The 25394-nt window shown below is 72.1% G+C and carries 28 protein-coding genes; 9 read left to right on the forward strand and 19 right to left on the reverse strand.

Annotation, left to right across the window (positions count from 1 at the left end):
• Nucleotides 1-54 precede the first annotated feature (54 nt).
• Complete coding sequence (locus ACQP17_RS00760) at nt 55-663, reverse strand: TetR/AcrR family transcriptional regulator (RefSeq protein ID WP_433854408.1); 609 nt, start codon at nt 661-663, stop codon at nt 55-57.
• Between the two features lie 96 nt (nt 664-759).
• Between ACQP17_RS00760 and ACQP17_RS00765 the strand changes: the two genes are divergently transcribed.
• A complete protein-coding gene (locus tag ACQP17_RS00765; protein ID WP_433854409.1) occupies nt 760-1704 on the forward strand; it encodes an alpha/beta fold hydrolase in 945 nt (314 codons plus the stop codon).
• A 339-nt stretch (nt 1705-2043) separates the two neighbouring features.
• Here ACQP17_RS00765 and ACQP17_RS00770 read toward each other — a convergent pair whose 3' ends face one another.
• Nucleotides 2044-2343 (reverse strand): DUF6342 family protein, encoded by a 300-nt coding sequence (locus tag ACQP17_RS00770; protein ID WP_433854410.1) that lies wholly within the window; start codon nt 2341-2343, stop codon nt 2044-2046.
• A 551-nt stretch (nt 2344-2894) separates the two neighbouring features.
• Here ACQP17_RS00770 and ACQP17_RS00775 point away from each other — a divergent pair.
• Nucleotides 2895-3443 carry a DinB family protein gene (locus ACQP17_RS00775; RefSeq protein WP_433854411.1) on the forward strand — a complete coding sequence of 183 codons (549 nt, stop codon included), beginning with the start codon at nt 2895-2897 and terminating at the stop codon, nt 3441-3443.
• A gap of 39 nt (nt 3444-3482) precedes the next feature.
• Here the strand turns inward: ACQP17_RS00775 and ACQP17_RS00780 are convergent, their stop codons facing one another.
• On the reverse strand, nt 3483-4994 hold the full coding sequence (locus ACQP17_RS00780; protein WP_433854412.1) for a sigma-70 family RNA polymerase sigma factor: 1512 nt from the start codon (nt 4992-4994) through the stop codon (nt 3483-3485).
• Between the two features lie 327 nt (nt 4995-5321).
• Here ACQP17_RS00780 and ACQP17_RS00785 point away from each other — a divergent pair, with 327 nt between their 5' ends.
• Nucleotides 5322-6233: a CAP domain-containing protein gene (locus ACQP17_RS00785; RefSeq protein WP_433854413.1), complete on the forward strand. Its 912-nt coding sequence runs from the start codon at nt 5322-5324 to the stop codon at nt 6231-6233.
• Between the two features lie 96 nt (nt 6234-6329).
• On the opposite strand, the gene ACQP17_RS00790 is transcribed toward ACQP17_RS00785, so the two are convergent.
• A complete protein-coding gene (locus ACQP17_RS00790; protein WP_433854414.1) occupies nt 6330-6980 on the reverse strand; it encodes an alpha/beta fold hydrolase in 651 nt (216 codons plus the stop codon).
• A gap of 331 nt (nt 6981-7311) precedes the next feature.
• Between ACQP17_RS00790 and ACQP17_RS00795 the strand changes: the two genes are divergently transcribed.
• Nucleotides 7312-7821 (forward strand): MarR family winged helix-turn-helix transcriptional regulator, encoded by a 510-nt coding sequence (locus tag ACQP17_RS00795; RefSeq protein ID WP_433854415.1) that lies wholly within the window; start codon nt 7312-7314, stop codon nt 7819-7821.
• 24 nt (nt 7822-7845) lie between these two features.
• On the opposite strand, the gene ACQP17_RS00800 is transcribed toward ACQP17_RS00795, so the two are convergent.
• From ACQP17_RS00800 to ACQP17_RS00835, 8 genes are all read right to left on the reverse strand, one after another.
• On the reverse strand, nt 7846-9105 hold the full coding sequence (locus ACQP17_RS00800) for an amidohydrolase family protein (protein ID WP_433854416.1): 1260 nt from the start codon (nt 9103-9105) through the stop codon (nt 7846-7848).
• Nucleotides 9102-9629, reverse strand: a complete 528-nt coding sequence (locus ACQP17_RS00805) for a nuclear transport factor 2 family protein (protein ID WP_433854417.1) — start codon at nt 9627-9629, stop codon at nt 9102-9104. Before ACQP17_RS00805 ends, ACQP17_RS00800 begins: the two co-directional genes overlap by 4 nt.
• 83 nt (nt 9630-9712) lie before the next feature.
• Complete coding sequence (locus tag ACQP17_RS00810) at nt 9713-10381, reverse strand: O-methyltransferase (protein ID WP_433854418.1); 669 nt, start codon at nt 10379-10381, stop codon at nt 9713-9715.
• Nucleotides 10378-11319, reverse strand: coding sequence for a TauD/TfdA family dioxygenase (locus tag ACQP17_RS00815; RefSeq protein ID WP_433854419.1), 942 nt, complete (start codon nt 11317-11319; stop codon nt 10378-10380). The genes ACQP17_RS00810 and ACQP17_RS00815 overlap by 4 nt, the downstream gene beginning before the upstream one ends.
• Nucleotides 11316-12887, reverse strand: coding sequence for an AMP-binding protein (locus ACQP17_RS00820; RefSeq protein ID WP_433854420.1), 1572 nt, complete (start codon nt 12885-12887; stop codon nt 11316-11318). Before ACQP17_RS00820 ends, ACQP17_RS00815 begins: the two co-directional genes overlap by 4 nt.
• Nucleotides 12874-13524 carry a thermostable hemolysin gene (locus tag ACQP17_RS00825; RefSeq protein WP_189098639.1) on the reverse strand — a complete coding sequence of 217 codons (651 nt, stop codon included), beginning with the start codon at nt 13522-13524 and terminating at the stop codon, nt 12874-12876. Before ACQP17_RS00825 ends, ACQP17_RS00820 begins: the two co-directional genes overlap by 14 nt.
• Before the next feature lie 28 nt (nt 13525-13552).
• Nucleotides 13553-14554 (reverse strand): methyltransferase, encoded by a 1002-nt coding sequence (locus ACQP17_RS00830; RefSeq protein ID WP_433854421.1) that lies wholly within the window; start codon nt 14552-14554, stop codon nt 13553-13555.
• A gap of 745 nt (nt 14555-15299) precedes the next feature.
• Complete coding sequence (locus ACQP17_RS00835; protein WP_249636046.1) at nt 15300-15911, reverse strand: flavodoxin family protein; 612 nt, start codon at nt 15909-15911, stop codon at nt 15300-15302.
• 570 nt (nt 15912-16481) lie between these two features.
• On the opposite strand from ACQP17_RS00835, the gene ACQP17_RS00840 reads away from it, so the two are divergent.
• The gene (locus ACQP17_RS00840) at nt 16482-16772 is read left to right on the forward strand and encodes a hypothetical protein (RefSeq protein ID WP_433854422.1); all 291 of its coding nucleotides are present in this window, start codon (nt 16482-16484) and stop codon (nt 16770-16772) included.
• A gap of 131 nt (nt 16773-16903) precedes the next feature.
• Here ACQP17_RS00840 and ACQP17_RS00845 read toward each other — a convergent pair whose 3' ends face one another.
• Entirely contained in the window at nt 16904-17869 is a 966-nt protein-coding gene (locus tag ACQP17_RS00845; RefSeq protein ID WP_433854423.1) for a GlxA family transcriptional regulator, read from the reverse strand.
• A gap of 178 nt (nt 17870-18047) precedes the next feature.
• On the opposite strand from ACQP17_RS00845, the gene ACQP17_RS00850 reads away from it, so the two are divergent.
• Entirely contained in the window at nt 18048-18590 is a 543-nt protein-coding gene (locus ACQP17_RS00850) for a PaaI family thioesterase (protein ID WP_433854424.1), read from the forward strand.
• Nucleotides 18587-18898 carry a DUF4326 domain-containing protein gene (locus ACQP17_RS00855; RefSeq protein ID WP_433854425.1) on the forward strand — a complete coding sequence of 104 codons (312 nt, stop codon included), beginning with the start codon at nt 18587-18589 and terminating at the stop codon, nt 18896-18898. Before ACQP17_RS00850 ends, ACQP17_RS00855 begins: the two co-directional genes overlap by 4 nt.
• A gap of 65 nt (nt 18899-18963) precedes the next feature.
• Here the strand turns inward: ACQP17_RS00855 and ACQP17_RS00860 are convergent, their stop codons facing one another.
• Together ACQP17_RS00860 and ACQP17_RS00865 are read right to left on the reverse strand one after the other, a co-directional pair.
• Nucleotides 18964-19452 carry an SAM-dependent methyltransferase gene (locus ACQP17_RS00860; RefSeq protein WP_433854426.1) on the reverse strand — a complete coding sequence of 163 codons (489 nt, stop codon included), beginning with the start codon at nt 19450-19452 and terminating at the stop codon, nt 18964-18966.
• Between the two features lie 58 nt (nt 19453-19510).
• Nucleotides 19511-19930 carry a DUF3662 domain-containing protein gene (locus tag ACQP17_RS00865; RefSeq protein WP_433859803.1) on the reverse strand — a complete coding sequence of 140 codons (420 nt, stop codon included), beginning with the start codon at nt 19928-19930 and terminating at the stop codon, nt 19511-19513.
• A 179-nt stretch (nt 19931-20109) separates the two neighbouring features.
• Here ACQP17_RS00865 and ACQP17_RS00870 point away from each other — a divergent pair, with 179 nt between their 5' ends.
• Both ACQP17_RS00870 and ACQP17_RS00875 read left to right on the forward strand, forming a co-directional pair.
• A complete protein-coding gene (locus tag ACQP17_RS00870; protein ID WP_433859804.1) occupies nt 20110-20676 on the forward strand; it encodes a GNAT family N-acetyltransferase in 567 nt (188 codons plus the stop codon).
• A gap of 116 nt (nt 20677-20792) precedes the next feature.
• Entirely contained in the window at nt 20793-21230 is a 438-nt protein-coding gene (locus ACQP17_RS00875) for an HIT family protein (RefSeq protein WP_433854427.1), read from the forward strand.
• Between the two features lie 21 nt (nt 21231-21251).
• On the opposite strand, the gene ACQP17_RS00880 is transcribed toward ACQP17_RS00875, so the two are convergent.
• From ACQP17_RS00880 to ACQP17_RS00895, 4 genes are read right to left on the reverse strand one after another with little or no spacing between them, the layout of a single operon-like run.
• Nucleotides 21252-21665, reverse strand: a complete 414-nt coding sequence (locus ACQP17_RS00880; protein ID WP_433854428.1) for a hypothetical protein — start codon at nt 21663-21665, stop codon at nt 21252-21254.
• Nucleotides 21662-23170: a hypothetical protein gene (locus tag ACQP17_RS00885; protein ID WP_433854429.1), complete on the reverse strand. Its 1509-nt coding sequence runs from the start codon at nt 23168-23170 to the stop codon at nt 21662-21664. Before ACQP17_RS00885 ends, ACQP17_RS00880 begins: the two co-directional genes overlap by 4 nt.
• Before the next feature lie 14 nt (nt 23171-23184).
• Entirely contained in the window at nt 23185-24474 is a 1290-nt protein-coding gene (locus tag ACQP17_RS00890; RefSeq protein ID WP_433854430.1) for an OmpA family protein, read from the reverse strand.
• On the reverse strand, nt 24471-25376 hold the full coding sequence (locus ACQP17_RS00895; protein ID WP_433854431.1) for a hypothetical protein: 906 nt from the start codon (nt 25374-25376) through the stop codon (nt 24471-24473). The genes ACQP17_RS00890 and ACQP17_RS00895 overlap by 4 nt, the downstream gene beginning before the upstream one ends.
• Between the last annotated feature and the right edge of the window lie 18 nt (nt 25377-25394).

The raw sequence follows: 25394 nt of genomic DNA on the forward strand, positions 1-25394 counted from the left end.
CGATGACGGCACTGGCCGGCCCTCGCCGCGATCCGGCCCTGGCTCGGCCCATGATCAGCCGGACGAGCCCTGGCCCCGGGGAGTGCGCACTGCCTGCGAGAGCGCGCTCATGGTGATGTCGATGACCGTGTGGAGCTGCTTCCGACTCGCCCCGGCCCTGCTCATCACGGCCAGCGACTGGTTGACCGCCGCGATGTGAACGGCGAAGTTGTCGGCGTCGCCGTCGGACAGCTTCGCGGCGCTCAAGGCGGTCCGCAGCCGCGCACGCTGAAAGCCCAGAGCTTCGATCGCGCGCGTGGCGATGTGGGGGCTCAGTACCGGTGTCGCCATCGCGGTTTGGGCAACCAGGCATCCGTCCGGCAGGTCGGGGTCGGCGATGCGCTCCAGTGTGACGTCGAAGAACGCCCGCACTGCCCGCAGCGGCTCTTCGGACTCACCGGAAAGGGCCTGTTCGTACCTGTCTCCATACCGCTTGGCGTAGCGGTCCAGGCAACGCGAATAAAGCGCGTCTTTGTCGCCGAGTGAGGAGTAGATGGAGCTGCGGTTCAGTCCGGTCGCCCTGGAGAGGTCGTCGAGAGAGGTGTCGGCGTATCCGGCTCGCCAGAACTGGACCATCGCCGCATCGAGCGCCATGTTTACATCGAACTGCTTCTTCCCGGCCATCGCGCACGCACCTCGTTCTTGAGCTTCAGCCAAGCCGTTGTGGCCCTGTCCATCATATCTTGAACTGCTTGGTTCAAGATGCGTTAGGCTTGACGCATGACTGACGCTGCCATCGCCGCGAATCGCTCTTCGGGCCGGAACCCGATCTCCGCGTTGCCGCTCCACGATCTCGCGGGATTCACTCACCGCTGGGTCGACGCGGAAGGCATCAGACTCCACGCCGTGGAAGGCGGTAAGCCGAGCGGCCCCACCGTCGTCCTGCTCGCCGGATTCCCGCAGACCTGGTGGGCTTGGCGTGGAGTGGCGCCCGGCCTTGCCGAGCGATTCCGCGTGATCGCGATCGACCTACCGGGTCAGGGCCACTCCGACCGCCCCCGAAGCGGCTACGACACGCACACCGTCGCTTCGCGCATCCAGGCCGCGGTGACTGCGCTCAACGTGCCGAAGTACTGGCTCGTCGCCCACGACATCGGGGCCTGGGTCGCCTTCTCGCTGGCCCTGAAGTACGAAGAGCGCCTGCACGGTGTCGCTCTGCTCGACGCCGGCATTCCCGGCATCAGCCTCCCGGACGCCATCCCCACCGATCCCGACCGGGCCTGGAAGACCTGGCACTTCGCGTTCCACCTGGTGCCGGACCTGCCCGAGACACTGCTCGCCGGTCGCGAGCGTGACTACATCGACTGGTTCCTGAAGGCCAAAGCGCTGTCCCCGACCACGTTCGACAGTGCCGAGATCGACCACTACGCCGCCGCTGTCGCCGCAGAGGGCGGTCTCCGGGCAGCCCTCTCCTACTACCGCGACGCCGCGGAATCAGCGCGCAAGAATCATGACACCCTTGGGCGCCGGCACTTGACCGTCCCGGTCCTGGGAATCTCCAGCTCCCACGGCTCGATCCCCGACATGGCCGCTTCCCTCAGCCCCTGGGCACACAACGTGACCGGTACCGTCATCCCGCACTCCGGACACTTCATTCCTGACGAGCAGCCCGCCGCGGTTGTGGACGCGTTGACCGCGTTCCTCGCTCACGAGCGTGTCGGGTAGCTCGCTCCTCACCATCGTCAGACCCTCGGGCGGCCCCCACAGGTTGCCGACGAATCACCATCGAACTCTCCGCGCCCAGCCGGCAATCCCACTGCGCCACGGCCATCCCACAAGTGGCCGCGACCGTCTACCGGGCCGTTCGCCCGGATCGCCTGGCCGTCACTCCGAGCGAGCGCGCCACTGACGCATACGCGTGCTGGTCGCAGCCCTCAACGGATGGCTGCGACCAGCACTTTCACAGCAGGTATTCAGGTCCCGTTCCTCGATCTGGAGGTTTCGGCGATCCTCGCGGGCCGCCTCGGTGGTTCCGGCCGGGAGGGAGGGGACGGGGGCTCGTTCCTAGTACGACAGGTCCTTCTGGTCCGTGATCAGGCGACCGGCGATGTGCAGATTTCCGTCGGAGTCGAGCACCGCGATGATCTTCTTCGTGGAGCCGTGATGGGTCGTGAAGTAGATCTTGTCGGCCTCCTGGGAGGAGGAGTAGTTCGTGTTCACCGACAGTTCGATGCTCACCGGCGAGCTGATCAGCACGTCCTTCTTGGGTGAGCCGGGATAGACCTGGTTGTCCCGGAGCCTGACGCGGCCATGGGTGTCACCCTCGGACCAGTCCGTCGCCAGTCCGAGATCGATTTCCGCCATGAGGCTTCCTCTCCAGTCCGGCGGGCCGTCCCCTTCCTGCCCGGCTTCGACCGTGTCGCTCCACGCGTGAAGCCCGACAGGACGTGCCCGCTCTCCAGTGAAAGAACCGCGTGGGACGGGTGACATGTGGCATCACCTGAGCCGAGCCAGAACCTACATAACTCGGGCACCCAAGGACACCGAACCCAGCGAATATGACTGATATTTACGAAGTTGGCGTGATAGTTCCACAGTGATCCGCTGATCAGCTGTCAACTCACCCCGTGTGGCGGGCTGGTGAGTGCCCACGTACACGACCCGCGTGGCAGCCACAGGTCGAGCAGGGCGCCTGCGGGCTCCCCCTGGTCGGCGTCGTGCTGTTTGTTCGTCAACGGTGGACAGCGGCGTGGAGTGTTCGCCACCCGGATGAGCCGGGGGGAGAGCCGTGAGTCGTTCGCCGGGGGGGCCTCCGGCCGTGGTCAGAGCCGGACCACCATCCGTTGTCAGTGGTGCCTGGCAGACTCGGCTCCCTCACGATCCGGCACTATCAGGCACGATCAGGAGGGCAGATCATGACCGGACAGGACTCTCCCCGCCATTTCGCACCGCGGTGGGAGGGCGACACCCGCGAACCCGTGCCCGCGGTGGGCGGCGAGCGCGAGACGCTGGGCGCGGTCCTGGACTGGCATCGGGAGACCTTCGCGCTCAAGTGCGCCGGACTGCCGGCGGCACTCCTCTCCCGGCGGGCGATACCGCCGTCCGGCCTGTCCCTGCACGGGCTGGTGCGGCATCTCGCGGGCGTGGAGCGATGGTGGTTCCGCATCCAGTTCGCCGGTGAGGACCTCCCCTTGCTGCACTACTCCGACGAGGATCCCGACCAGGACTTCGGCGTCCTCGACGGCGAGGTGGACGAAGCCTTCGCCGTCTGGCGGGCGGAGTGTGCGCACTCCCGGCGGATCACGGCGCAGGCCCGGTCACTGGAGGAGACGGGGATCCGCAGACGGACCGGTGAGCCGGTCTCGTTGCGCCGCATTCTGATCGACATGATCGCCGAATACGCGCGGCACAACGGCCATGCGGATCTGCTGCGTGAGCGGCTCGACGGGGCAACGGGGGTGTGAGCGGGGCGTCCGGCAAGCGGTCCGGGCGCGGGCCGGCGGTCAGAGCGGCGCGGCGAGGTCCTGGGTCCACCACGGTCCGCCCGCGCCCTGGACGACCCCGACGCCCACGGCCGTGAACTTGCAGTCGAGCAGGTTGTCGCGGTGCATGGGGTCGCCCATCCAGTCGTTCACCACGGCGGCGGCGGTGCGCGGGCCGCGGTGGAGGTTCTCGCCCCAGCTGCTCCAGCGGAACCCGGCGGCGGTGATCCGGGCGTCGGGGCCGGTGCCGTCCGGGGTGTTGTGCTCGTAGTAGTCGCGGGCGGCCATGTCGGCGGAGTGCCGCTGCGCCGCGGTGTGGAGTCTGCGGTCGATGCGCAGCGGCCGGCAACCGGCCCGGGCGCGGCGGGCGTTGACCAGGGCGGTGACCTGCTCCTCCAGGTCGGGCGGGGTGGCCGACGGGGTGGGGGTGTGCGAGGTCGGGGTGGGGGACGGGGAAGGGGAGTGTGACGGCTTGGGGGTGGGGGTCGGCGTGGGGCTCGGGGACGGGCCGTGGGTGACCACGGTCCGTACCGCCTGCGGCGTGGCCTTCCGCGTGTCCTGGGGTGTGCTGCCCGACCACCACACGGCGGCGAGGACGGCCGCGGCGAGGGTGGCGGTGCCCGTGACGGCCGTGCCCTTGGTGATCCGGCGCGGGCCCGCCGCCCGGGTGGGCAGCGGGTGCTGCGTGCCCGCTGCGCCGGACCCGTGGGGCGGGGGGGCCGCGGTCTGCGCCGTCGCGGCGGTGGGGGCCGACAGGACAGAAGGCGGGGTGAGATGGGCGGGCAGCGGCAGCATGGCGAGGCCGGCCAGCAGGCCCTCGGCGGGCAGCAGGTCGTTCCAGTGCCCGGAGCAGCTGGCGCACTGGCGGGCGTGACGGGCTATTCGCTTGCGCCACAGGGCGCAGGGCTCCTGATCCCAGGTGGCCGTCAGTTCGGTCAGGTCGGGGCAGGGCGGGTCGGCCGAGAGGGCGCGGACCACGACGCGTCCGGCCTCCAGCTGCTGCTTCATGCGCTGCACGCGGACGGCCGCGTGGCGGGAGTCGATCCCGACGGCGGCGACCAGTTCGGGTCTGCTGATCTCGCCGGCGGCCTCCAGCCACCACAGGGAGAGCAGCGAGCGGTCGCCCTCGTCCAGCCACCGGGTGGCCGCGGCCACCTCACGGCGCTGGCCGGAGAGCCCCAGGCGCAGAATCGTGAGGTCCACGAAGTCGGCGGAGCGGTCGGCTCGTTCCGGCGCCTGGTCGAGGCCGATGGCGGGTGCCTGCCGGCTGGTGTTCCAGCGCCGGCGGACCTGGTTCATGGCGATGGCCACCAGCCAGGAGCGGAACGACGCCGGCTCCCGCAGATCCGTGAGCGACTCCAGGACGCGCAGCATGGTCTCCTGCACCACGTCGTCCACGTCCGCATGGCCGTCCAGTGCCCGGCCCACGACGTTGTAGATCAGCGGCAGGTATGCGGCGACCAGCTGCTCGCGGGCCTGTTCGTCGCCGGCCTGGGCGGCCTCGACGGCCGCCGTCCCGTTTTCCTGCTTCACGCCTTTTCGTTCCTGTTCATCCGTGCGTACCCATGGCCCCCGCACTCAGGTGACCCGGTGGGCGCACCCCGACAACACAAAAACCTACGTGGATCCGGAAATCCGTGCGCAGCCACCCACCCCCGCGGCGGCACCCCTCCCGCCGGTCACGGGGCACCCCGCGCGGACTTCCCGGAAAAAGTTTTCACCGTTTCCGTTATCGGGGCCGGCGCCCCCGCTCTCCCTTGTGTCGGACCACAGGGACGACGGATCTCAGCGGCCCACCGGCCCGGGGATCCGGCCGACCCGGCGGCCCGGCGCACCCCGACCCCCACAGGAAACGGAACCATGAACAACGACCACCGTCAGACGGACCCGCACGACCTCACCGCGACCGGGGAGGGCCACCGGGCGAAGGAGCCCGCCGGGCACCGGCGTTCCGACGCCCCGGGTGCCGGCCGTCCGGGCGGGCGGCACGGACGCCGCAGCGGGTTGCACCGCGGCGGCGCCCACCCCCGGCGCAACACCACCCTGGTGGCCGTGGCATCCGTGCTCGTCGTGGGCGGATCCTGTGTGCTGCTGATACGGCCCGGCTCCGGAGCCGACCAGGCGCTCGCCGCCAACCAGTCCGCGCCGGAGGCGCCCACGACGGCCGCCACCCCGTCCACGGCGCCGAGCCCCTCGCACTCCCCCAAGGCCCACAAGCCCTCCGCCAAGCCGTCGAAGGCCGCACGGCACACCAAGCAGCACAAGGCTCCCCGGTCGCACCCGACCCGCTCAAGCCACGAGCCGAGCACGTCGTCCACCACGCCCCGGGTCGAGTCCGCCCCGGGGACCGGCACGCCCGGCGGCGCGCAGACCGCCACCGGGACCGCCGCGCGCTTCGCGCAGAAGATCGTGCAGCTGGTCAACGCGCAGCGGGCCCAGCACGGCTGCGGTCCACTGAAGGTCGACTCCCATCTGACGACCGCCGCCCAGAAGCACTCCGACGACATGGCCGCCCGCAACTACTACGAGCACAACACCCCCGAGGGCGTCGACCCCGGTACCCGGATGACCAACGCCGGCTTCCCGTGGAGCAGTTGGGCCGAGAACATCTTCAAGAGCCCGAAGGACCCGGCCACCGCGATGGACGGCTGGATGAAGAGCCCGGGCCACCGGGACAACATCCTCAATTGCTCCTACAAGTCCACCGGGGTGGGCGTGAACCTCAGCGCCAACGGGCCGTGGTGGACACAGGACTTCGCCACCCACTCCTGACACGCCGCTGCTGACCCGCCATCACTGACCTACCATCGCGTGCCACCCGGCGGTCCGGAGCCGATCCGGGCCGCCGGGTCCGCGGCGCCGGACGCGTCAGCCGCCCGCTGCGGCAAAGGTACGGCCGAGGAAGCCGTCCAGGCCGCGGCGGGCGGCGTCGCCGTGCGGGCCGTCGAAGATCTCGGCGGCGTGCAGGGTGCCGGGCAGGACCGTGACCTCGGCCGCGGGGAAGCCGCCGGCGACCTCGCGCAGCCGCTTCTCGTCGGAGAGCGGGTCGTCGGCGGTCCCCAGCAGCAGCAGTTCACCGTCGTAGGACGAGCCGCTGCCCGAGGAGTAGCCGCCCAGCGAGGCGAGCGGGCTGATGCCCGCGACGCCGGACGGGCGCTCGGCGCGGTCCGCCAGCATGCCCAGCATGACGGTGCCGCCCATGCAACCGCCCACCCAGGCCACGTCGATGGCGCCACGCGTGCGCAGCAGGCGGGTCGCGTCGGCGACGGTCCGGCGACGGTCCGGCCCCCAGTCGAAGGTGACGACGTGGTAGCCGGCGGCGGCGAGCCGCTTGGCCTCGGCCGCCCATTCGCAGGCGTCGCCCCAGGAGATGGGGGCGAAGACCACGCCGCGCGGGCCGGTGCCCAGGGTGACCAGACGGCCCTTGCCCGGGGCGCCGGGCAGTCGGTAGGCGCCGGCCTGCCGGACGCCGTCGAAGCACGAGGGCAGTCGGTCGGGGGCGGCGGTGAACTCTGGCATGGCGGCGGTTCCTTCCTCGGTGGAGCGGCGGTTTTCCGCCATCGCGCTCCCCTGTGCGGCCGTGTCCGGGGCGCGGCCGGTACAGGCAGAGGCACAGGTCAGGGCCAGGGCCAGGGTTGCCGCCATGGCCAGGGCACGCCTCGACTCACGTAGGGACATGAGAGAAGCATAGAGAGAAAGCATTACGAAAAGCTATATTAAAAGGTAGCTGGAAAGCTTTTCACGGTGTCCACATCGGGTACTCACACGGTCCCCCCAGGTCAGAACCTGCCTGTGCGGACAGTGAGATATCTTTGTACTGAGCAATCGGGCAGAGGGAAGGCGGCTCACCATGGAGCCTGACCACGTAGACGAGATCATCTCCGCCTGGGGACACGAGCTGCCCGAAATCGCCGGTCTCCCGCTGGAACTGGCCAAACGGACCGCTCTCCTGGTCTCGGCCTTCGACATCGCCGCCGGCGCCGAGTTGGAGAAGCTGGGCCTGACCCAGGCCGAGTACGGCGTGCTCGCCACCCTCCGGCGCATCGGCGCCCCGTACCGCCTCAAGCCGACCGACCTGACGCACGCCCTGCTGCTGTCCTCCGGCGGCACCAGCAACGTCATCAAGCGTCTGGTGGCGGCCGGCCATGTCACCCGCGCGGCGGCCGAGGACGACGCACGCAGCAGCTGGGTGCAGCTGACGCCGGGCGGGGTGCAGATCGCCGAGGCGGCGGTGCGCGCCACCACCGCCGTGCACGCCCGGCTCGTCGACCGGATCCCGGAACACACCGCGAAGGCGCTCAGCGAACAACTGCGCATCGCGCTCGCCGCCATCGAGGAGGGCGTGCTGATCCGCCGCTGACGCGAGACGTCAGCGGCGGACGGTTCAGCGGATGGCGAGCCGCCGGCGCAGGTCGTCCGCCTGTGCCAGCAGCCGGGGCAGTCCGGGGTGGTTCAGCACTCCCCCGCGCTTGACGGTCCGCCCGGCGACCAGGACCGTGTCGACGTCGGCGCGGTCCATCGACGACACCACGGCCGCGATCGCGTCGTGCGCCGGCGCCACACCGGGCCGGTCGGTCCGCAGCACCAGCAGATCGGCCTGCTTGCCCGGGGTGAGGGAGCCGATCCGGTCCGCCATGCCGAGCGCCTCCGCGCCACCGAGGATGGCGAACTCCAGCACGTCGCGTGCCGTGAGCAACGGCGCCCCTGGGCCCGCGTGGCCGTGCAGCGTGGCGAAGCGGCCGATCTGGAAGGCCGCCCGCATCTGCGTGAACATATCGCTCGGCGCGGCCACTTCGACGTCCACGCTGAGGCTGGGCCGCAGACCGGCGGCCGACGCCGCGGCGAACGGCGGCAGGCCGTGTCCCATCATCATCTCGATGGCCGGCGCGACCGACAGCGCGCCACCGCTGTCGTGGATGAGGCCCATTTCGCCCGGCTCCATGCCGGTGCCGTGGATGAACACCGTGCCGGGTCGCAGCACCCCGAGCCGGCGCAGCCGGGAGACCGGGCGGCCGCCGCGGATGTGCAGGGCGGTCGGCACGTCGAGTTCCCGGGCCAGCGCCCAGCCGCGCCGGGTGCTCTCGTCGCTGCCGGCCTCGGCGTTGAGCGCCATCGTCACCAGGCCGTCCTTGCGGTGCAGCCGCTTACGGACCCGCCGGGCGTCGTCCGGCGTGCCGTGTCCGTAGGCGAAGACGGCGCGCAGTCCGGACGAGGTGAGCGCGTCGAGCAGGGCGTCGGTGTGTTCCCCGGTGGGCTTGTCGACGTTGGAGATGTCCTGGACGGTGGTCACCCCCGCGTCCAGGGCGCCCAGGGCGCTCAGCAGATTGCCGAGGTGCAGTTCGTCGGCGGTGAGCCGCGGTCCCAGGGTGTTGAGCACGACGGCGAAATACTGGTCGAGGGTCTGGTCGGCGCCGCTGCCGCGCAGCGCCGCCTGCCACATGTGCCGGTGGGTGTCGACGAAGCCGGGGAGCACCAGACAGCCGCGCGCGTCGATCCGTTCGCTCACCTCCGCCACGTCGAGGTCCGGGCGGACGGCGGTGATCCGGTCGTCCTCGACGAGGATGTCGGCGCGGGGCAGTTCACCGGTGGCCGGGTCCATGGTGAGGACCCGACCACCGGTGATCAGCGTACGAGCTGTGGTCACGCGGCTCCCCACCCCTGCGGCGGGTCGAGGCGGCCCATCTGCAGGTTCCAGTACTCGGTGTTGCGCCGGCAGCGGCCGTCCGGGGCGAAGAGCAGGACGTTGCTCTCCAGGAACGTCACCCAGTGGTCGCCGTCGGGGTTGATGGCGGGGGCCCGCAGGGTGACCCAGAGTTCGACGGCGGCACGGTTGCCGGTGACGACGGGGGTGCCGTGACGGCCGGTCATGTCGCTCTGGCCGGAGGTGATGTCGCGCCAGTAGCGCCCGATGGCGTCGCGGCCGCGGAAGGTCTGCGCGGCCACGCCCGGCACCGCCTCGTACACGGCGTCGGGGGTGAACAGCCGGACCGCGGCGGCGTCGTTCTTGGTCCGCCAGGCCTCCAGGTAGGCGTCAGTCCAGCAGGAGACGTCGGCGGCGGTCAGCCGGCCGGACGGCTCGGCGGCCTGTGCGGCCGAGGTCACCGCCGCCAGGGGCAGTGCGGCCATGCCGGCCCGGAGCAGGGTGCGGCGGTGGGTGCGGGAGTTCACAGGTGTTCGGTGCCCTTTCCGTGGGGAGACGGTGGCGCTGAGACCGGCGGGTGCGGTGCGCCGGCCCGGGAGCAGTGTCCCGTTTACTGGAGGCGGAGGGAGAGTTCGACACCGTCTCCGAGCGGAAGCTGCTGGGAGAGGTAGCCGTTGCCGGCGGCGCGGACGTGGTCGGTGAACTCGGCCGGCAGCATCGGCAGGTTGTCGGAGACGATCATGGTGCCGGCCCGCAGGGCGGGTTCGAGCACCTTGAGCACGGGGAGGTACAGCTCCTTCCAGCCGTCGAGCAGCAGCAGATCGATGCCCCCGGGGAGGTCGGCGAGCTGTTCGCGGGCGTCGCCGATCCTGATCTCGGTCCAGGCATCGAGTCCCGCGCGCTCCAGGTGCTCGTGAGCGCGGCCCGCCTTGCCGGGGTGCAGCTCCGAGCCGATGATGCGGCCGTGCCCGTTGTCGCGCAGCGCGGCCGCGGCGTAGATCGTCGAGGCGCCGAAGGAAGTACCGAACTCCACCACGAGGGACGGACGCATGCCCCGTACGAGCTGGTAGAGGAAGGTGCCGACCTGTGGGTGCACCGGCAGCGCGGCCTGGGCGCACAGCTCGGCGGCCTCCTGGGCGGTCGGCGGCTGCGGCCAGTCGGCCGTGGTGGCGTAGGCGCGTTCCATCACGGCCCGGTCGCTCTTCTCGGCCGTCCGGGCGATCTCGGTCAGGACGGCTGTCACACGGGGGTCGTCGAGTCCGGCGGGTGCGGCGGTCATGCCTGTGCCCTTCCTTCCCGGGCGGCGGTCAGCAGCGCCGGGGCGAGGTAGCTCTGGGCGTTGTAGACGGTCCGGTCGGTGTCGAGGATCTCGCGCCGGCCGTGCATCACCCGGGTGTTGTCGATCAGCGCCACATCGCCGTCCTGCCAGTCGAGTTCCTCGGTCAGGGTGGCGGTGAGGCGGCGGAACTCGGCGAGCAGTTCCTCGGGTATCTCGGTGCCGTCGGCGAAGGTGATCCGCGGGGCCTCGTAGTTGTACGAGGGGCCGAAGACGCTGTTGGCCCAGGCGAGCCGGCTGCCGAACAGGGTGGGATGGGCGGCGCCGGTGCGGTAGGCGTAGTGGATCGAGCCGTCGTCGCTGAGCTGGAGGGTGGTGGACACATTGCCGCCCACCAGCTCCTTCATGTCGTCGAAGGTGACGCGGTCGGGGTCCTTACGACCGTCGGACTGGTGGCAGACGAACGCCTTCCACTTGGGCTCCTCCACCCGGCGGCTGTACATGATGTCCTTGATGCCGAAGACCGCGTGGGCGGTGTCGCTCGCGGCGTCCCAGACGCGGTAGCCGTCGCAGACGGTGGTCTGCGAGCCGCTGGCCGCGGCCTTCTCGCACAGGAACCAGGTGAGGTCGGGGCCGAAGGGGCTGTTGCCGTTCTCCAGATGGAGGCCGACGGCTCCGGTGCCCGCGTCCACCTTCTGGGCGACCTCGCCGCCGTGGAAGGTGCGTGCCGGGTCGAGGGTGATCCGGCTGGAGTGCGCCTTCACGAACGAGGTGAAAGCCTCCAGGTCGGTGTCGAAGCCCCGGAAGAGCAGGAATCCGGCGTCGGCGAGCAGCCCGGTGACCCATGCGGGGTCCAGCGCACCGAGCGACCGGTCCCCGGTGGGCAGGACGAGCCGTCCGGTGGCGGCACCGTAGGGCCGGACGTCAGCGTTGGTGGTCATGCGTCTGCTCCTTGGTGGTCGAACAGCGTGCCGTTGGACAGGGCGGTGCGCAGGGCGTCCCGCACGGGCCGCCCGGTGACGGTGAAGAACCTGCGGTAGAGGCGCTCGTCGGCGACGGTGAGGTGCGGTACGGCGACCTGCTCCACCTCCGACAGCTTCGCCGCGCCGAACTCCCGGACGGCCGCCTCGGCCGCGGCGAGGTCGGTGGACTCCGCCACGAGGAAGAGGCCGTGGAGCGCGTCGAGCCCGTCTCCGAACACCGCGACCGCGCGGACGAAGGGCAGTTGGGCGTACTGCGCCTCGACCCACTCGGGTGCCACATTGCGTCCGGCCGCGGTGATGATGACGTTCTTCTTGCGTCCGGTGATGCTGATGAAGCCGTCCTCGTCGATCCGGGCCAGGTCGCCGGTCCGCAGCCAGCCCTCGTCGTCGAAGAGCAGGCTGGAGGGATCGTCGCGGGTGTAGCCGGCGAACAACGAGGTGCTCCGGATGAGGAGTTCACCGTCGTCGGCGATCCGCACCCGGACGTGCGGCAGCGGCCGGCCGACGGTTCCGGGGCGGCGCGCGGCCGGGGTGTTCCAGCTGACCACGGAGCTGTTCTCGGACAGCCCGTACCCCTCGTGGACCGGCAGGCCGTGGTCCTCCAGCCGGCGCAGCAGCTCGGGGTGGACGGGCGCCCCGCCGCAGCACAGCAGCGGCGCTTCGTCGCTGCCGAACAGGGCCCGGGCGACCGCCTGTCCGCTCTGCTCGGCCTCGTCCGCGGCGGTGGCGAAGGCGTCGACCAGCGCGGGCGTGGCGACCAGCGCGGTCGGCCGGGCCGCGGCCACGTACGGCAGCACATCGGCGGCCGCCGCGGCGGCGGTGCCGACCAGGGCCTTACCGGGCGGCGTCAGGACGAGCGTGCCGCCGTCGAGCAGGACCATGTACAGCCCGGTGACCTGCTCGATGAGCAGGCTGAACGGAACGACGGACAGATAGCGGGAGAAGGCCCCGCGGGGCATCACCGACCGCAGTGAGTCCAGCAGTTCGTTCAGCGCCCCCGCCCGGATCCGGACCCCCTTGGGGCGGGAGGTGGTGCCGGAGGTGTGGATGACCTTGCATTCCCGGTCCGCGCCGCCGGCCCCGGCCGCGCGCAGCACCAGCGGCGCGGACGGCACGGGCCCGTCGGTGGACAGCGGCAGCACCGTGCAGTGCGGGGGCAGGACCCGGTCCCTGCCCCACTCGGTGAGGCGCTCCTGCCCGGCTTCGTCGACCACGCACAGGTCGGTCTCCTCCAGCAGACCGGCGGCCTGTTCGGCGGAGAAGGCGAGCGGGACCGGCACCTCGACGGCGTGCGCGGCGATCAGGGCGAGGTCGGCGACCACGAAGGCGGGGGTGTTGCCGCAGACCACGCCGACTCGTGGCGGCCGGCCGTCCCCGGGGCCGATCCGATCGGCGAGGTCCGCGACCCGGCGCGTCACTTCCCGGTAGGTCAGTGTGCGCGCCGGAGCACCGTCGTCCCCCAGCACCTCGATGAGTGGCCGCTCCGACTCGCCGAAGCCGGCCAGGCTCTGTTCAATGCCCAGCATGGCCGGCCACCTCCATGGCGCTGATGCTCAGTTGGAGATCGGTGACGGAGTAGCGCCCGGTGGCGTCGGAGAAGAGCCGGTCCAGGGCGTTCAGGGCGATGACACCGACCTGGGGTTCGTGGTCGTAGTACGAGCCCCAGCGCGCCGCCTCCTCGGGAGACAGCCGGCGGGGGTCGGCGGGGCCGAACGGCACGAAGCAGATGCCGGTCCGGCCCAGCGTCGTGATCAGGCTCCTGGTCACGGTGCACAGGATGTACTCCATGCCCAGGCACCAGGCGATGATCGGGGTGGCTCTGATCAGTTCGCGGCCGACCGAGGAGCGGCGGGTGGCCAGCGCCCCCACTTCCACCACCCGCCTGCGGTCCACCGTGACCCCGAGCCGGGCCAGCGCGGCTTCCTCGACACCGGTGTCGAGGTACCGCTCGGAGAACAGTTCCTGGTCGCTGCCGAAGGTGAGCCCCGCGCAGGCCAGTGGCGCCGCGGGTTCCTCCGTCCCGCCGCAGGCCGGGCGGGCGACGATGAACGAGTCGGGCCGGGGCGCCACATCGGCGCCGTATGCCTGGGCGTACACCTCGCGCGCGAGGTCCGCGGCGTCCAGCCATGAGCTGGTGGACCGGTGTGCCAGATCGATCTGCACGGTGCTCCCCCTTCCCCGGCTGCCGGCTCTACTTGGTGCCGACGACCAGGGAGACGGAAGAGGGCAGCGCGATGCGCTCGACGCCCGACAGACCTGCGTCGTTCAGCCAGCCGGAGATCTCCGGCAGGCTGTAGGTGCGGTCGCCGGAGCAGGCGTACATCGCCAGGGAGAAGGCGGCGTTGTGCGCGTCGAGCTGCTCCCCGCGGACGTCTTCGAGGACCACGATCCGCCCGCCGGGCCGCAGCGCCCTGGCGGCCCGTGCGATCAGGTCGCGGTTCTCCTCGTCGGTGTGGTTGTGCACGATCTCGAAGAGGAAGACGACGTCGTAGCCGGTGCCGAGGTCGCCGCTGAGGAAGCTGCCGCGCTGCAGGCTGATCCGGTCGGCGAGGCCCGCCTTCTCGATCGCGGTGCCGGTGTCGGCGAGCGCCTCGGGCAGGTCGACGATGGTCGCGGACAGCTCGGGGTGGCGCTCGCACATGGCCATGGAGTGCAGCCCGTGCGAACCTCCCAGGTCCAGCAGGCGCCGGGCCCCTTCGGGTACCGGTACGGCGTCGACGATGGACCGCACGGTCAGCCGGGACTTGATCCGCATGTAGGCGGAGAAGTCCCGCCCGGCCTCAGGCTTGTCGGCCCAGCGCTCCCACAGGGACTGGGCGGGTTTGCCGTCGCGTACGGCCTGCGGCAGATCCCACATGACGTGGGTGAGTTCGTACGCCCACAGCAGCGCCGGGGTGAAGTCGTACTCGGCGTCCTTGCCGAGCCAGCGTTCGGCGAGCGGGCCGTTGCGGTAGCGCCCGTCCTCCAGGGCGAGCCAGCCCAGGACGGCGACGACGTCGGCCACCGCGCGGGTGCCGTCCGTGCTCGCGCCGATCGACGCGGCGAGTTCGTCGAGGGTCTTGGGGCCTTCCGCCAGGGCCGTGAAGATGCCGAGCTTGGCGGCGGAGGTGAGCGCCGCGTAGTGGATGGTGGATCCGATCACCTCGTCGATCGGATTACCGGTCAGCTCGGCGTCGGTGGTGGTGTGGAACATGGCTGAGCTCCTCGGGATGGCAGGGGAGAGCCGCGCAGACGGTACGCGGCGGGGCAGGTGCCCGCGGGGACCGCGGGCCCGGGAAGTGGTGGACCGCCGTTCGGGGACGCACGCCGTGCCGGCCGGGGCCGGCGGAAGGGTGCGCCCCGGGGCGGGCCGGCTCCGGCCGCGCCGGGAAGACGCAGCGGAGGGTGTTCCGCGCCGTGGTGCCTGGTGCCGTGGTGCTTCACCCGGTGGGACGGGCCCGTCGGGTGAGGTTCAGCTGATGGTGTGCGCGCCGGTGAACGGCGCCGGGCCGCGCTCCGGGAGGTCACGGAAAAGCGGCCCCCGGGCGTCGTGGCGCATGAGGCCTCACGCCTCCGTCGCGGCCGGCGAGGCGGCAGGCAGGGGAGGTCCGGGGGAGACCGGGTGGCAAGGACAGGAGGGGGCCGCTGTGACGGCGGCGGCGAGATGACGGTGCCCCGCACGCGGGGAGCGGCGGGCACGGACCGGGGGCACCCGGGTCCGGCCGGCGGGGAACGCGCGGGCCCACGCCCGCTCCCGCGGCGTGCGGCCGACCGGCAGCCGCGTGGGCGGGCCGTCAACGGCCCTCTCCCGCACGGCGGTTGCCGTGTCACGTACCCGGTGCACCGGCGCGCCGCTGCGGACCTCCGTGGTGGAGTTGTCCGCAGGGCGCACCGGCCTCTGACGGCTGTTCATCGGGCCCCCCTCCCGTCGCAGCTGCCTCGATAAGGTCCGCGGTCGGTCAGCCGGCCACCTCGTCGAACTCGACGGCCGCGCGGCCGGCCCGGTGGATGTGCGCCGTCTCGGCGATCCGGCGGCCGAGCGCCTCGGCGGTGCGCAGGTCGCTGGCGCAGGGGGTGACATCGGCCCCCTCGTCGTTGTTCGACTGGGACATGGCACCGAGCCAGCTGCCGAGCCGGTTGAGGTCCTCGGGGCTTCCGGTGGAGGTGTTCCAGCCGCCGTACTCCGCGAGGCCGACCCAGACCATGCCGTGCTGGGCGGCGAACAGCGCGATGTCGATCAGCGCGTTGAGCTTGTCACCGGCCATGTTGCCGCTGTTGGTGAAGCCGCCGGCGATCTTGTTCTTCCAGCGCATGTTGTCGCCCCAGACCGCACTGGTGGCTTCGACGAAGGCACGGAAGACGGCGCTGCTGCCACCCATGTAGGTCGGCGTGCCGAAGATCAGCGCATCGGACTCCTGCAGCACCTCCCACAGTTCGTCGTTCAGTTCGGCAAGGGAGACCAGGCGTACCTGGGTGTCGGGAACCTTCTCGGCGCCGGCCGCCACGGCCGCCGCCTGCTTTGCGGTGTGGCCGTATCCGCTGTGGTACGCCACCGCAACCTTGATCTGCATACTTCTCCCCCACCCGGGACGATCCAGTGTTTTAGCTTTCACTAAAGCTGTCCAGAAAGCTTTAGACGCTGGTTACGCTATCCACCCACACACTTCCAAGGCAAGCGTCTCCGGCGAACACCCCGAAAAGAACCGGCAAACCGGCAAGTCGGCACAGTTCGCACCGCCGCCCCCGGCCGCCGGGCGCCCGCCCGCACGTCCACCGGGCCGCACGACCGCCGTGACCAGCGCGGCGACACCTCGACATGGAGAACGCACCGGGCGCCGGGGCACGCTCTCCGGAAGCCACCCTTCCGAGCGGCACGGCCGACCGCGTTCACCGAACGTGATGAAGTGACGCGTCGTCAAATACCTTTTGAGTCAATGCACTTCGCCAGGCAGCGAAGGGGGCCGCATCGCCGGCCGCGCCCATACCGGCGGCCTCGGCGAGGCCCGGGCCGCCCGCCCAACGGGGCGCAACTCCCCATGTGACCCACCTCACACAACAAGGTGTCATACGGAGAAGGGCCCGCATCCGTGTGCAGGGTGTCGGGCCCGCAGGGGGCCCGGAACCACGGGGAAGGAAATCACGTGCGAAACAGGCGAATTCTCACCACCGCACTCGCTGCCGCCACCCTCACGGTCCTCGGACTGGGAGGTGCCGCGCAGGCCCATGCGGCCCCCGCCGCGCCGGTGGCCCGGGCGCAGCACCTCGTCGCGCCGATGGACGGTCCGCCCGGAACCGTGTGGACCGGCAAGAAGTTCTGGACCCTCGGCGGGTGCCAGGCCGCCGGCACCGACCTGGTCAGCAGCGGCAAGTGGGCCGACCCGTTCTGCGATGGCGGGGGTCTCCAGTGGGACCTGTGGGCCCGTCCGCTGTAAACCGCCGAGACCTCCCGGCAGCGCGCGCCTCGTGGCCGCACTCCGGTAGTCGACCGGTACGGCCCCGGAGACCGGCCACCCCCGTACGTCCCCGAACGTGCGGGGGTGGCCGCCGCTCCCGGACCGGACGTTCAGCCCTCCGGGCCCCGCAGGGCTCCGGCCGTCCGGCCCGTGAGCCGGCGCAGCAGCACGCGGAGGGTGTTGGCGTGCTCGTATCCGACCGTGCGGGCGACGGCCTCCAGGGACAGATCGGTGGTCCGCAGCAGATGCGCCGCCTGCTCCACCCGGAGGTCCTGGACGAAGCGCACCGGGGAGATGCCCAAGGTGCGCCGCACGGTGCGCTGGAGGGTGCGTTCGCTGACGCCCAGCTCGTGGGCGGCCGCGCTGATGCTGATCGGTCCGGACAGCCGCCCGCGGACCCAGCCCTCGAAGGCGGAGACCAGTGGATCGCTCCGGGCGAGGGCGCCGGGGATGGTGTACGCCGACTGCGAGGGCCGTTCGTCGACCACGAGGTAACGGGCCACCAGGTCCGCCAACGCGGGGCTGGTCCTCCGGACGACGGCGAGTGCGAGGTCGACATGGCCGAAGGCGGCGCCGGCCGTGGTGACGCCGTCCGAGGTGATCACCATGCGGGTCTGATCGACCTCGACCGCGGGGTAGCGGGTACGGAAGACCGGGGCCAGCCACCAGCTCGTGGTGGCCCGCCGTCCGTCCAGCACCCCGGACTCCGCGAGCAGGAAGGTGCCGGTGCACGCCGAGGCGACGGGGGTGCCCCGCTCGCGTGCGGTCGCCACCAGACGCCGCACCGGGGCCGACGCGGCGCCCGAGACATGGGCGAGGAGGGACTCCGGGCGCCGCTCGGCGAGGGCCGGCACGACGAGCAGGTCCGCCGCGGCGGCCGTGTCCGCCGGAGCGGTCTGCACGAGGTGCCCGGCCGCGGTGCGCACCGACCGCCGGAAGCCGTGTGTGGTGACCCGCCAGGCGGGCGGCGGCTGGGCCAGTTCCCCGCGCATCGCGTTGGCGCCGTCGAGGACGTCGAGGATCGCCGCGAGCCCGGAGTCGAAGACTCCGTCGTAGGCCAGCACCGCCACATCCATGTCGGGAACGCTATCAGAGGAGTCGTTTACGACACTGTCGGGCGGCGGTGCGCAGCCCTACGTTCGGTGGGTGCCCTGCTCGGGGCACCCACCGGCCCCGGACATCGGGCGCACGGCCCGCCGGCGCTCCCGCTCCGCCCACCGGGCATGCGGCCACACGAACGGAAGAGAACGACAGATGACACGGTCCACCGACACCGTCGGGACGCGCTCGCGCACCCACCACTGGGCTGCCCCCACCTCCTTCGCGGACGCGGGCCGCCGTTCCGGCCTGGAACTGCTGCGGCTCGCCCTCGACGGCACGCTGCCGCCGGCCCCGATCTGCGGGACGCTCGGGTTCCGGCTGGTGGCCGTCGAGGAGGGCCGGGCCGTGTTCGAGGGGGAGCCCGGTGAGCATCTCCTCAATCCGATGGGCAGTGTGCACGGCGGCTTCCTCGCCACCCTGCTCGACTCGGCCCTCGGCAGCGCAGTCATGACGACGCTGCCGTCGGGACGCGCGTACACCACGGTCCAGCTCGGGGTGCATCTGGTGCGCCCCGTCTTCGCCCACGGCCCCCTGCTGCGCTGCGAGGGCAACGTCGTGCACGCGGGCCGTACCACCGCGACCGCCGAGGCCCGGGTGGTCGGGGCGGCCGACGGCAAGGTCTACGCCCACGCGACCACGACCTGCGCGGTGTTCGCGCTGCCGGACGCGGCGAACGGCGCGAGGATGACGGCATGACGCACACGACGGTCGTCAACCTCAAGGGCCACCGCGACGATCCGGAGTACGCCGACGTGGTCTACGTCGGGCGGGCGATGCACCGGGGCGGCTGGCACCTCAAGGCTTCACCGCTGGCCAGCCCCTTCCGCCCGGGCCCGGACGGGACACGCGCGGAGGTGCTGGCGAAGTACCGCGACCATCTGCTGGCGCGCCCCGATCTGCTCGCTCTCCTGCCCGGGCTGCGCGGCCGCCGGCTCGGCTGCTGGTGCCTCCCGGAGCCCTGCCACGCGCAGGTGATCGCGGAGATCGCCGACGCGAGGGAGTGAGCCCGGCGGACAACCGGGCGGGGCCGTGCCGTGGTGTTCCCCGCGGCACGGCCCCGGCCGGCTGGTCAGTAGTAGCGGGCCATCAGTTCCGTCGCCCACTGCGGCTGGCGGAGTTCGCCGCGGGGGCCGAACTCGTCGAGGTAGGGCTTGATGTCGAGGACCGGGGTGGCGTCCACCGCGTCCAGGCCGAGGACGTGGATGTCCAGGCCGTCGACCTTCACCAGCGTGCAGCGCGAGACGCCCAGCCGGTTGGGACGGTCCTTGCCGCGCTGCGCGAAGATGCCGACCAGCGGCCAGTCGGGGTTGCCGCGCGGGTGCCGGGCGCCGGTCTCGATCGCGTCCTCGGATACCCGGTCGAAGTGGAAGACGACCTCCAGGTGGGAGAAGTCCGCCAGCCCGGCCAGCGACTCCGCACCGTAGGCCGCACCGTCCAGCCGGATCACGGCGGGCACCTCGCCCCACTGGTCGTCGGTCAGTTCACCCCGTGGGCTCACCACCCGGCCGATGGGACGCAGGGTGATCTCATCGGGCCGAGAGTGTGCGGTCCGGTCCATTCATGCCTCCAAAGGGTCACTGATAATGGCCCAGTCTGCCCCGGCGGCGCCGGAGGGATCAGGTGAATCCCACTGCGGGGGTGGCCTGTTGGGGGCCCGCGGCAACGGCGGGGATGTGCGCGAGGGCGGCGCTGGACACGCGGTACCGGCCGTTCGGCACCTCGGCGGCGGTGACGTGGACGGTCAGCGGGCCCGCCCATTCGTAGTCCCGCTCGATGGCGTGCCGGGCCAGCACATCGGTCAGCTGCCGTCCCACCTCTCCCCCGCGTGCGGCGAACTCGTCATGCACTTCCGGTGCGAGTTCGACGGTGTAGTCGTTGGGTACCAGCACCCGATGCCTGCTGCACACGACGGCGTGCTCGTCGCACTCCTGCCGCAGGTCATCGAAGAGCTGGACCGGGTCGGTGTGGAAGATCCTGGCCAGCAGCGCGCTCTCGCAGTCCTCCACGGCACGTTCCAAACGCCTCAGCATTCCCATGACGGTCGCCTGCCCGATGGATGCCATGGACATGCAAGGAAGTCGCTCCGCGATCACGCCGGGGCCGGGCGGCGGAAAGCGTCGGCGCGGCGGCCGACCGTTTGGCCCACGGGACCACACGGGACCACAACCGCCTTGGCCGCCGCGCGGCGGGCCGCCACAATGGGCGGGTGCCGATCATGACATTCCCGGAAGCCGATGTCCCGCCCGCGCTGCACGGTCAGGTCTCGGCGCTCCGGGACGAGGCCTGGCCCCCGGATTCCGCGTCGGCGCCCGGCACGTTCGTCCACGACCCGGCGCTGCGGCCGGTGTCGATGCTGCTCGTCGAGGGTTCCTCGGTGCTCGCCGCGCTCGACATCCTCCGCAAGGACCTCGTCCACGACGGACGGCGGTTCCGCGCCGGCGGGCTGAGCACGGTGGTGACCCGACGGGCCGCGCGCGGCCAGGGCCACGGCCACCGCCTGGTGACGGCCGCCCGTGCGGAGATGGTCGCCATGGGTCTGGACGTCGGTCTGTTCACCTGTGACCGGCCGCTGTTGCCCTTCTACGAGCGCGCGGGCTGGCAGCGGCTTCCCGGTGCGGTGCTGATCGGCGGTACGCCGCCGGACCCGTTCCCCAGCGACCGGCCCGGCTTCGACAAGGTCACCCTGGCCCGCTTCTTCTCGCCCCTCGCCCGGCGGCACCGCTCCTCCTTCGCGCACTCCCGTATCGAGGTGTACCCGGGCGAGATCGACCGACTCTGGTGAGAGGGTCCGCACTCCGGAGGAACCCGGCGTTCACACACCGCGAAATGTGGCTAAGTAACCCAGGAGCGGATTCTCTCGGGGCGCGGCCGCCCCCACGACATTGCTGCGGAGGATTGATGGTCTGCCCCGGGGAGTTCCGCGAGACGGCAGGCGGCCTGCCCGGCTCCCGCGCGCAGCGTGCGCGGCCTCCCCGGCCCGCCCGGCGGCCCGGCTGCCCCTTCTGTCTGATCGTGGGCGGCCGGGCACCCGCCACGGTGCTGCGCGAGTGGCCGGAGACCCTCGCCATCCGGCCGCACCACGGCGGGGTCACCGCCGGACATGCGCTGGTCATCCCCCGGGTGCACGTGGCCGATGTGGCGGAGGACCCGGTGGTGTCCGCGACCACCATGCTGCGCGCCGCCGAACTCGCGGCGGAGGCCGGCGACTGCAACGTGATCACCTCCCGCGGCACCTCGGCCACCCAGACGGTCCGCCATCTCCATCTCCATCTCGTCCCGCGCACCGACGGCGACGGTCTGCTGCTGCCGTGGACCGCCGCACCCGCCCGGAGGTGACCGCGCGGCCCCGTCGCACGGTCAGGCGAGGAAGACGACCGTCATGGTGTCGAGGGCGACCAGGACCCCGTAGGAGAGCAGCATCGTCCTGGACAGTGCGACCTCCCGCCAGGGCACGGGGCCGCCGTACTGCTCGGCGTCCATGGTGAAGGGCGGCAGCTGCGCGCGGCCGGCGACCTTCTCGTAGAGGGTGCGGAACCTGCGTTCCTGGCGGAGGTAGTAGCTGTCGAGCAGCCAGAAGCCCGCTGCCAGCGCGACGGCGACCGCGGCCGTCTTCCAGCTCGGCCCGCGGGTCGCGACCGCGATGAACGCACCGCTGACGGTCATCGCCCAGCTCTTGACCAGGAACGAGGTGTTGGCATGCCGGGCGATCACCGTCTGCAGGAACTCCAGGTGCTTCACTTCATCGGGACGGAAGGCGGGCTGCGCGGTCATGGCGCCGTGGCCTCGTCCTCGGGCGGCCGCCGCCCGTCCACCGCGTCGGCGCCGCGCGGTTCGTCCGGAGGGGTCGGCGCGGCCGGGGCATCCGCATCGGGCTCCCCGTCCGGCCGCGGCGCCTCGCCGTGCCGCGCCTCGTCCGCTTCCCGCACCGGCGCGTCACGGAACTGGGTACCGAGGTCGTCGGCGAGGGCGGTGAGGCGGTCCTCCAGCGGCTCGGGGGCGTAGCGGGTGAGCAACGCGAGGGCGTGATCGAGGAGTTCGAGGCGGGCCCGGGGAGGGGTGGGGTGCGCGGGCCCGCCCTCCCCGTTCGCCGGACGGTCGCCGGTGTCGTTGCGTACCGGACGCGGGTGGGGCCAGGCGGGTGTGGTCAGCGGCAGGTCGAAGCTGCCGGCCAGGCCGGTGCGGGCACGCTCCTCGACGATGCGGATGCAGGCCTCGTCGAGCGTGCGGCGGGCGTCGGTGGCCGCGGTCTCGACGGCGGACCGCAGCCGCCACCAGGTCTCGGTGTGCCCCACCAGGCTGCGCCGTGCGTCGGCCATCAGCGCCCGGCCGCGCTTCTCGGCGGCGACCACCGACTGCCGGGCCTCCCGATCACTGTCGGCGCAGGGGTTGTGAGCGAGGATCTTGACCACGATCGCGGCGGTGCTGAGCACCAGGGTGAGGATGACGACGGCGCTCTGGTCCGGCGCCAGGTCCACGTGCTCGCGTACCGCGTCGGCCGCGCGCATCCGGGCCCAGATCCCGACCATCGACAGGATGACCGCGGTGAAGAGGACCGGTCCGGCCGCGTTCGGCCAGGGCAGTTCGCCGGGCGTGCGCCGCTCCGTGCGCGGACTCGTGGGCCAGATCGCCTCGCGCAGCGCGGTGACCGGCCCCCGGCGGGTCCGCTCCGGAGTCCTCGCGGTCCGGGTGCGCCGCCGGAAGACGGACTCGGCGAGCAGGCTGCCGGCGGCCAGCAGGCACACGGCGATCCCGAACCCGGGCAAGTACGCGAGGTAGTAGGGGACTTGTCCCGATGCCAGCCCGAAGAAGCGCTGCATCAGGGTCCCGATGAACATCGTGTCGAACGCCACCCCGGCGATCAGCGTGGGCCACAGCAGCCGTCGCCAGAGCACCGGTGGCCGGCGGAGGCTTTCGGGCCCGTCGTCGGCGTGGCGGGCGCGCAGTTCCGTGACGCGTTCCTGGGCCCACCGGGACGAGCGGGCGAGGGCGAACCGCTCGGCCGCTTCGAGGGTGTTCCGGGTCTCCTGGAAGGTGCGGGCGAGGGCCGTTGCCGCGTGGCCCAGGCCCGGTTGTGCGGCGGTCAGCGCGCTGTTGGCGTCGGTGAAGGCGCGCATCAGGGCGGCCTGTTCCCGGTTGTCCGTCTGGTCCGCCGGCCGGGAGACCGGCCGCTGCTCGATGTCCAGGCGGACGAACGCGGGCTCGCTGCCGGGGCAGTCGACGGCCGACTGGTAGCGGGCGGCGGACCCGGTGCGGTGCGTTCCGTTGGTGGTGTTCATCGCGGGGCCCCGCCTCACTTTCTGCTGATGTCGATGTCGACGCGCCGGTCACACTGGAGCCGCTGCGCCGCGGACAACTTGCTCCCCGCGGCGCGGTGGGGCGTGGCGCACCCCTTCGGCAGGCCCCGGCCGTACGCCGTCACCCGCGTCAGGCCGAGGCCGGTCAGGACCTTGCGCACCGCGTCCGCCCGGTCCTGCGACAGCCGGTGGTTGTTGTCGGGGCGGCCGCGCGGGTCGACGTAGCCGTACACGGCGACCCGGCTGCCGGGGGTGGTGCGGGCGCTCACCGCGACATCGCTGAGCAGCGGCAGGGCCGTGCGCCGTACGGTCGAGGAGTTGCTGTCGAAGAGCGCCGCGCCCGGCAGTCGGTAGGTCTCGGGGCGGTCGTCGGCGTAGCGGATGACCGGGTCCCGGGGCGGCTGCTTTCGCGGCCGCGGATGGTCCGCGGTGCCGATGACCGTCGGCGGGACGGTGCAGGACGAGCCGGCGGCCGCTGCGCCGGCCCCGCAGAGCGTGCGCCACAGGGTGCCGAGCCAGGTGCGCTGGGCCGGCGTCGGAGCGGGCTGGTCGGTGGCCGGCTGGCCCACGCCGGCCAGGGTGAGGTGCACGCCCCTGATGAGGGCCGGTGTCTCGTCCCGGGCGGCGCAGACGCGGGCGATGGCGTCGATCTCCCGCCTGTCCCGGAAGGCGGCCGCCCGCAGGTCGGCGCAGCCCGTGGTGGACAGGCCGTCGGTCAGCACCAGCAGGCTGTGCCGGCCGGAAGCGGCGTCCAGGGCGGCGGCTCCCGCGGTGAGGGCCGCGAGCACGTTGCTGCCGCTGCCGTGCGGCGCGGCGCGCTGGGCCTTCTCGACGAAGCCGCTGAGGCACTCGGCCGCCTGCTGCTTGCGGGTCTTCTGGTTGACGGCGTTGTCGTTGCCGGTGACCCAGTCGGCGGAGCGGTCCTTGGCCGTCCAGGTGATCTGTGCGGAGTCGCCGCTGAAGGTGCCCACCGAGACGGTGTCCTTGCGGCGGACCACCGCCGCCAGCAGCCGGCCGATCCCGCCGGCGTAGTCGCGTCCGGCGGTGGTGCCGCGTACGGAGGCGGAGCCGTCGACGAGGATCACCGTGTGGCCGGCGTCGGCGCTCAGGGGTTCGGTCATCCAGCCGCAGGCGTCCGCGGGTGCCGCGGCGGTGCCGCAGGTGCTGGTCAGACCGGCCGTCAGCAGCAGTGTCAGGGCGCCGGCCAGCAGGGGCGCTCCCCCGCGGCGCCCGAGTGGCCGGTGGTGCCCGCGGCTGCGGTCCGCGGCGGTGCCGGTGGTGTTCACGGTGCCAGCTCCTCGACCTCGGTCACGGTGTCCACCCAGGAGAAGGGGCTGAGTCCCATCTGCCGGCAGAACTCGCTGAGCGCCTTGTCGTAGGCGTTGGCGTACTCGAAGAGGCCCACCTGCTCGTGGTGCTTGGCCGCGGCGGTGAGCACCTCGGCGAGCGCCTCGGCCCCGTTGCGGCGGGTGTTCTTGAGCGCGTGCATGACCTGGCGGAAGTCGTCGTCGGCCAGCGCGGCCGCGAAGGGCACCAGCAGCCGCCGCTCGGCCGGTCCCAGGGGGCCGAGGAGTTCGAGTGCGCTGATCACCTCCAGCCAGCGCTCGGTGAGGGTCTGCACCTGGTCCGCCTTGAGCGTGCCGAGGCGGTGTTCCTCCTTGAGCCGTATCTCGGCGAGGTGGAAGGGCAGGACGTGTTCGCGCAGGGCCGGGTCGATCCGCATCCGCACCGAGGGCCGGCAGCGGATCAGGCCCTTCTCGTCCTGGTAGCACCAGCCGCCGCGCAGCTCCTTGTTGACGGTCTTCTCCGCGGCCACCGGGTCGGCGGGGTCGCAGGTCCGGGTGAGGGACCAGGCGCGGCGCAGCAGTTTGCCGCGGGCCGCCTCCTCGTGGACCGCCGCGCGTTCGCGCAGCACGTCCAGCGTCATCTCCCGGCTGCTCCAGCGGAAGTGCGGGACAACTTCGAAGGTGAACACGTCGCCGCGGGCCGCCACCCACAGCGGCTCCTCGGCCGGCGGGAGTTCGACCCCCACCTCGGCCCGGTCCGCCTGGCCGCCGGTGGCGGTACCGGTGTCCTCCGGGGCGTCAGCGGCGGATTCGGGACCGTGGTCGGTGCGGACACCGTCCCGCCCGGTGACCCGGCGCCACCAGTCGCGCAGTCTGGTGCGCAGTCGCTTGCGTTCCGTCATGGTCCTTCTCCTGTTCGT

Source organism: Streptomyces kronopolitis (assembly GCF_050953795.1).
GTDB classification, from domain to species: Bacteria; Actinomycetota; Actinomycetes; order Streptomycetales; family Streptomycetaceae; genus Streptomyces; species Streptomyces kronopolitis_A.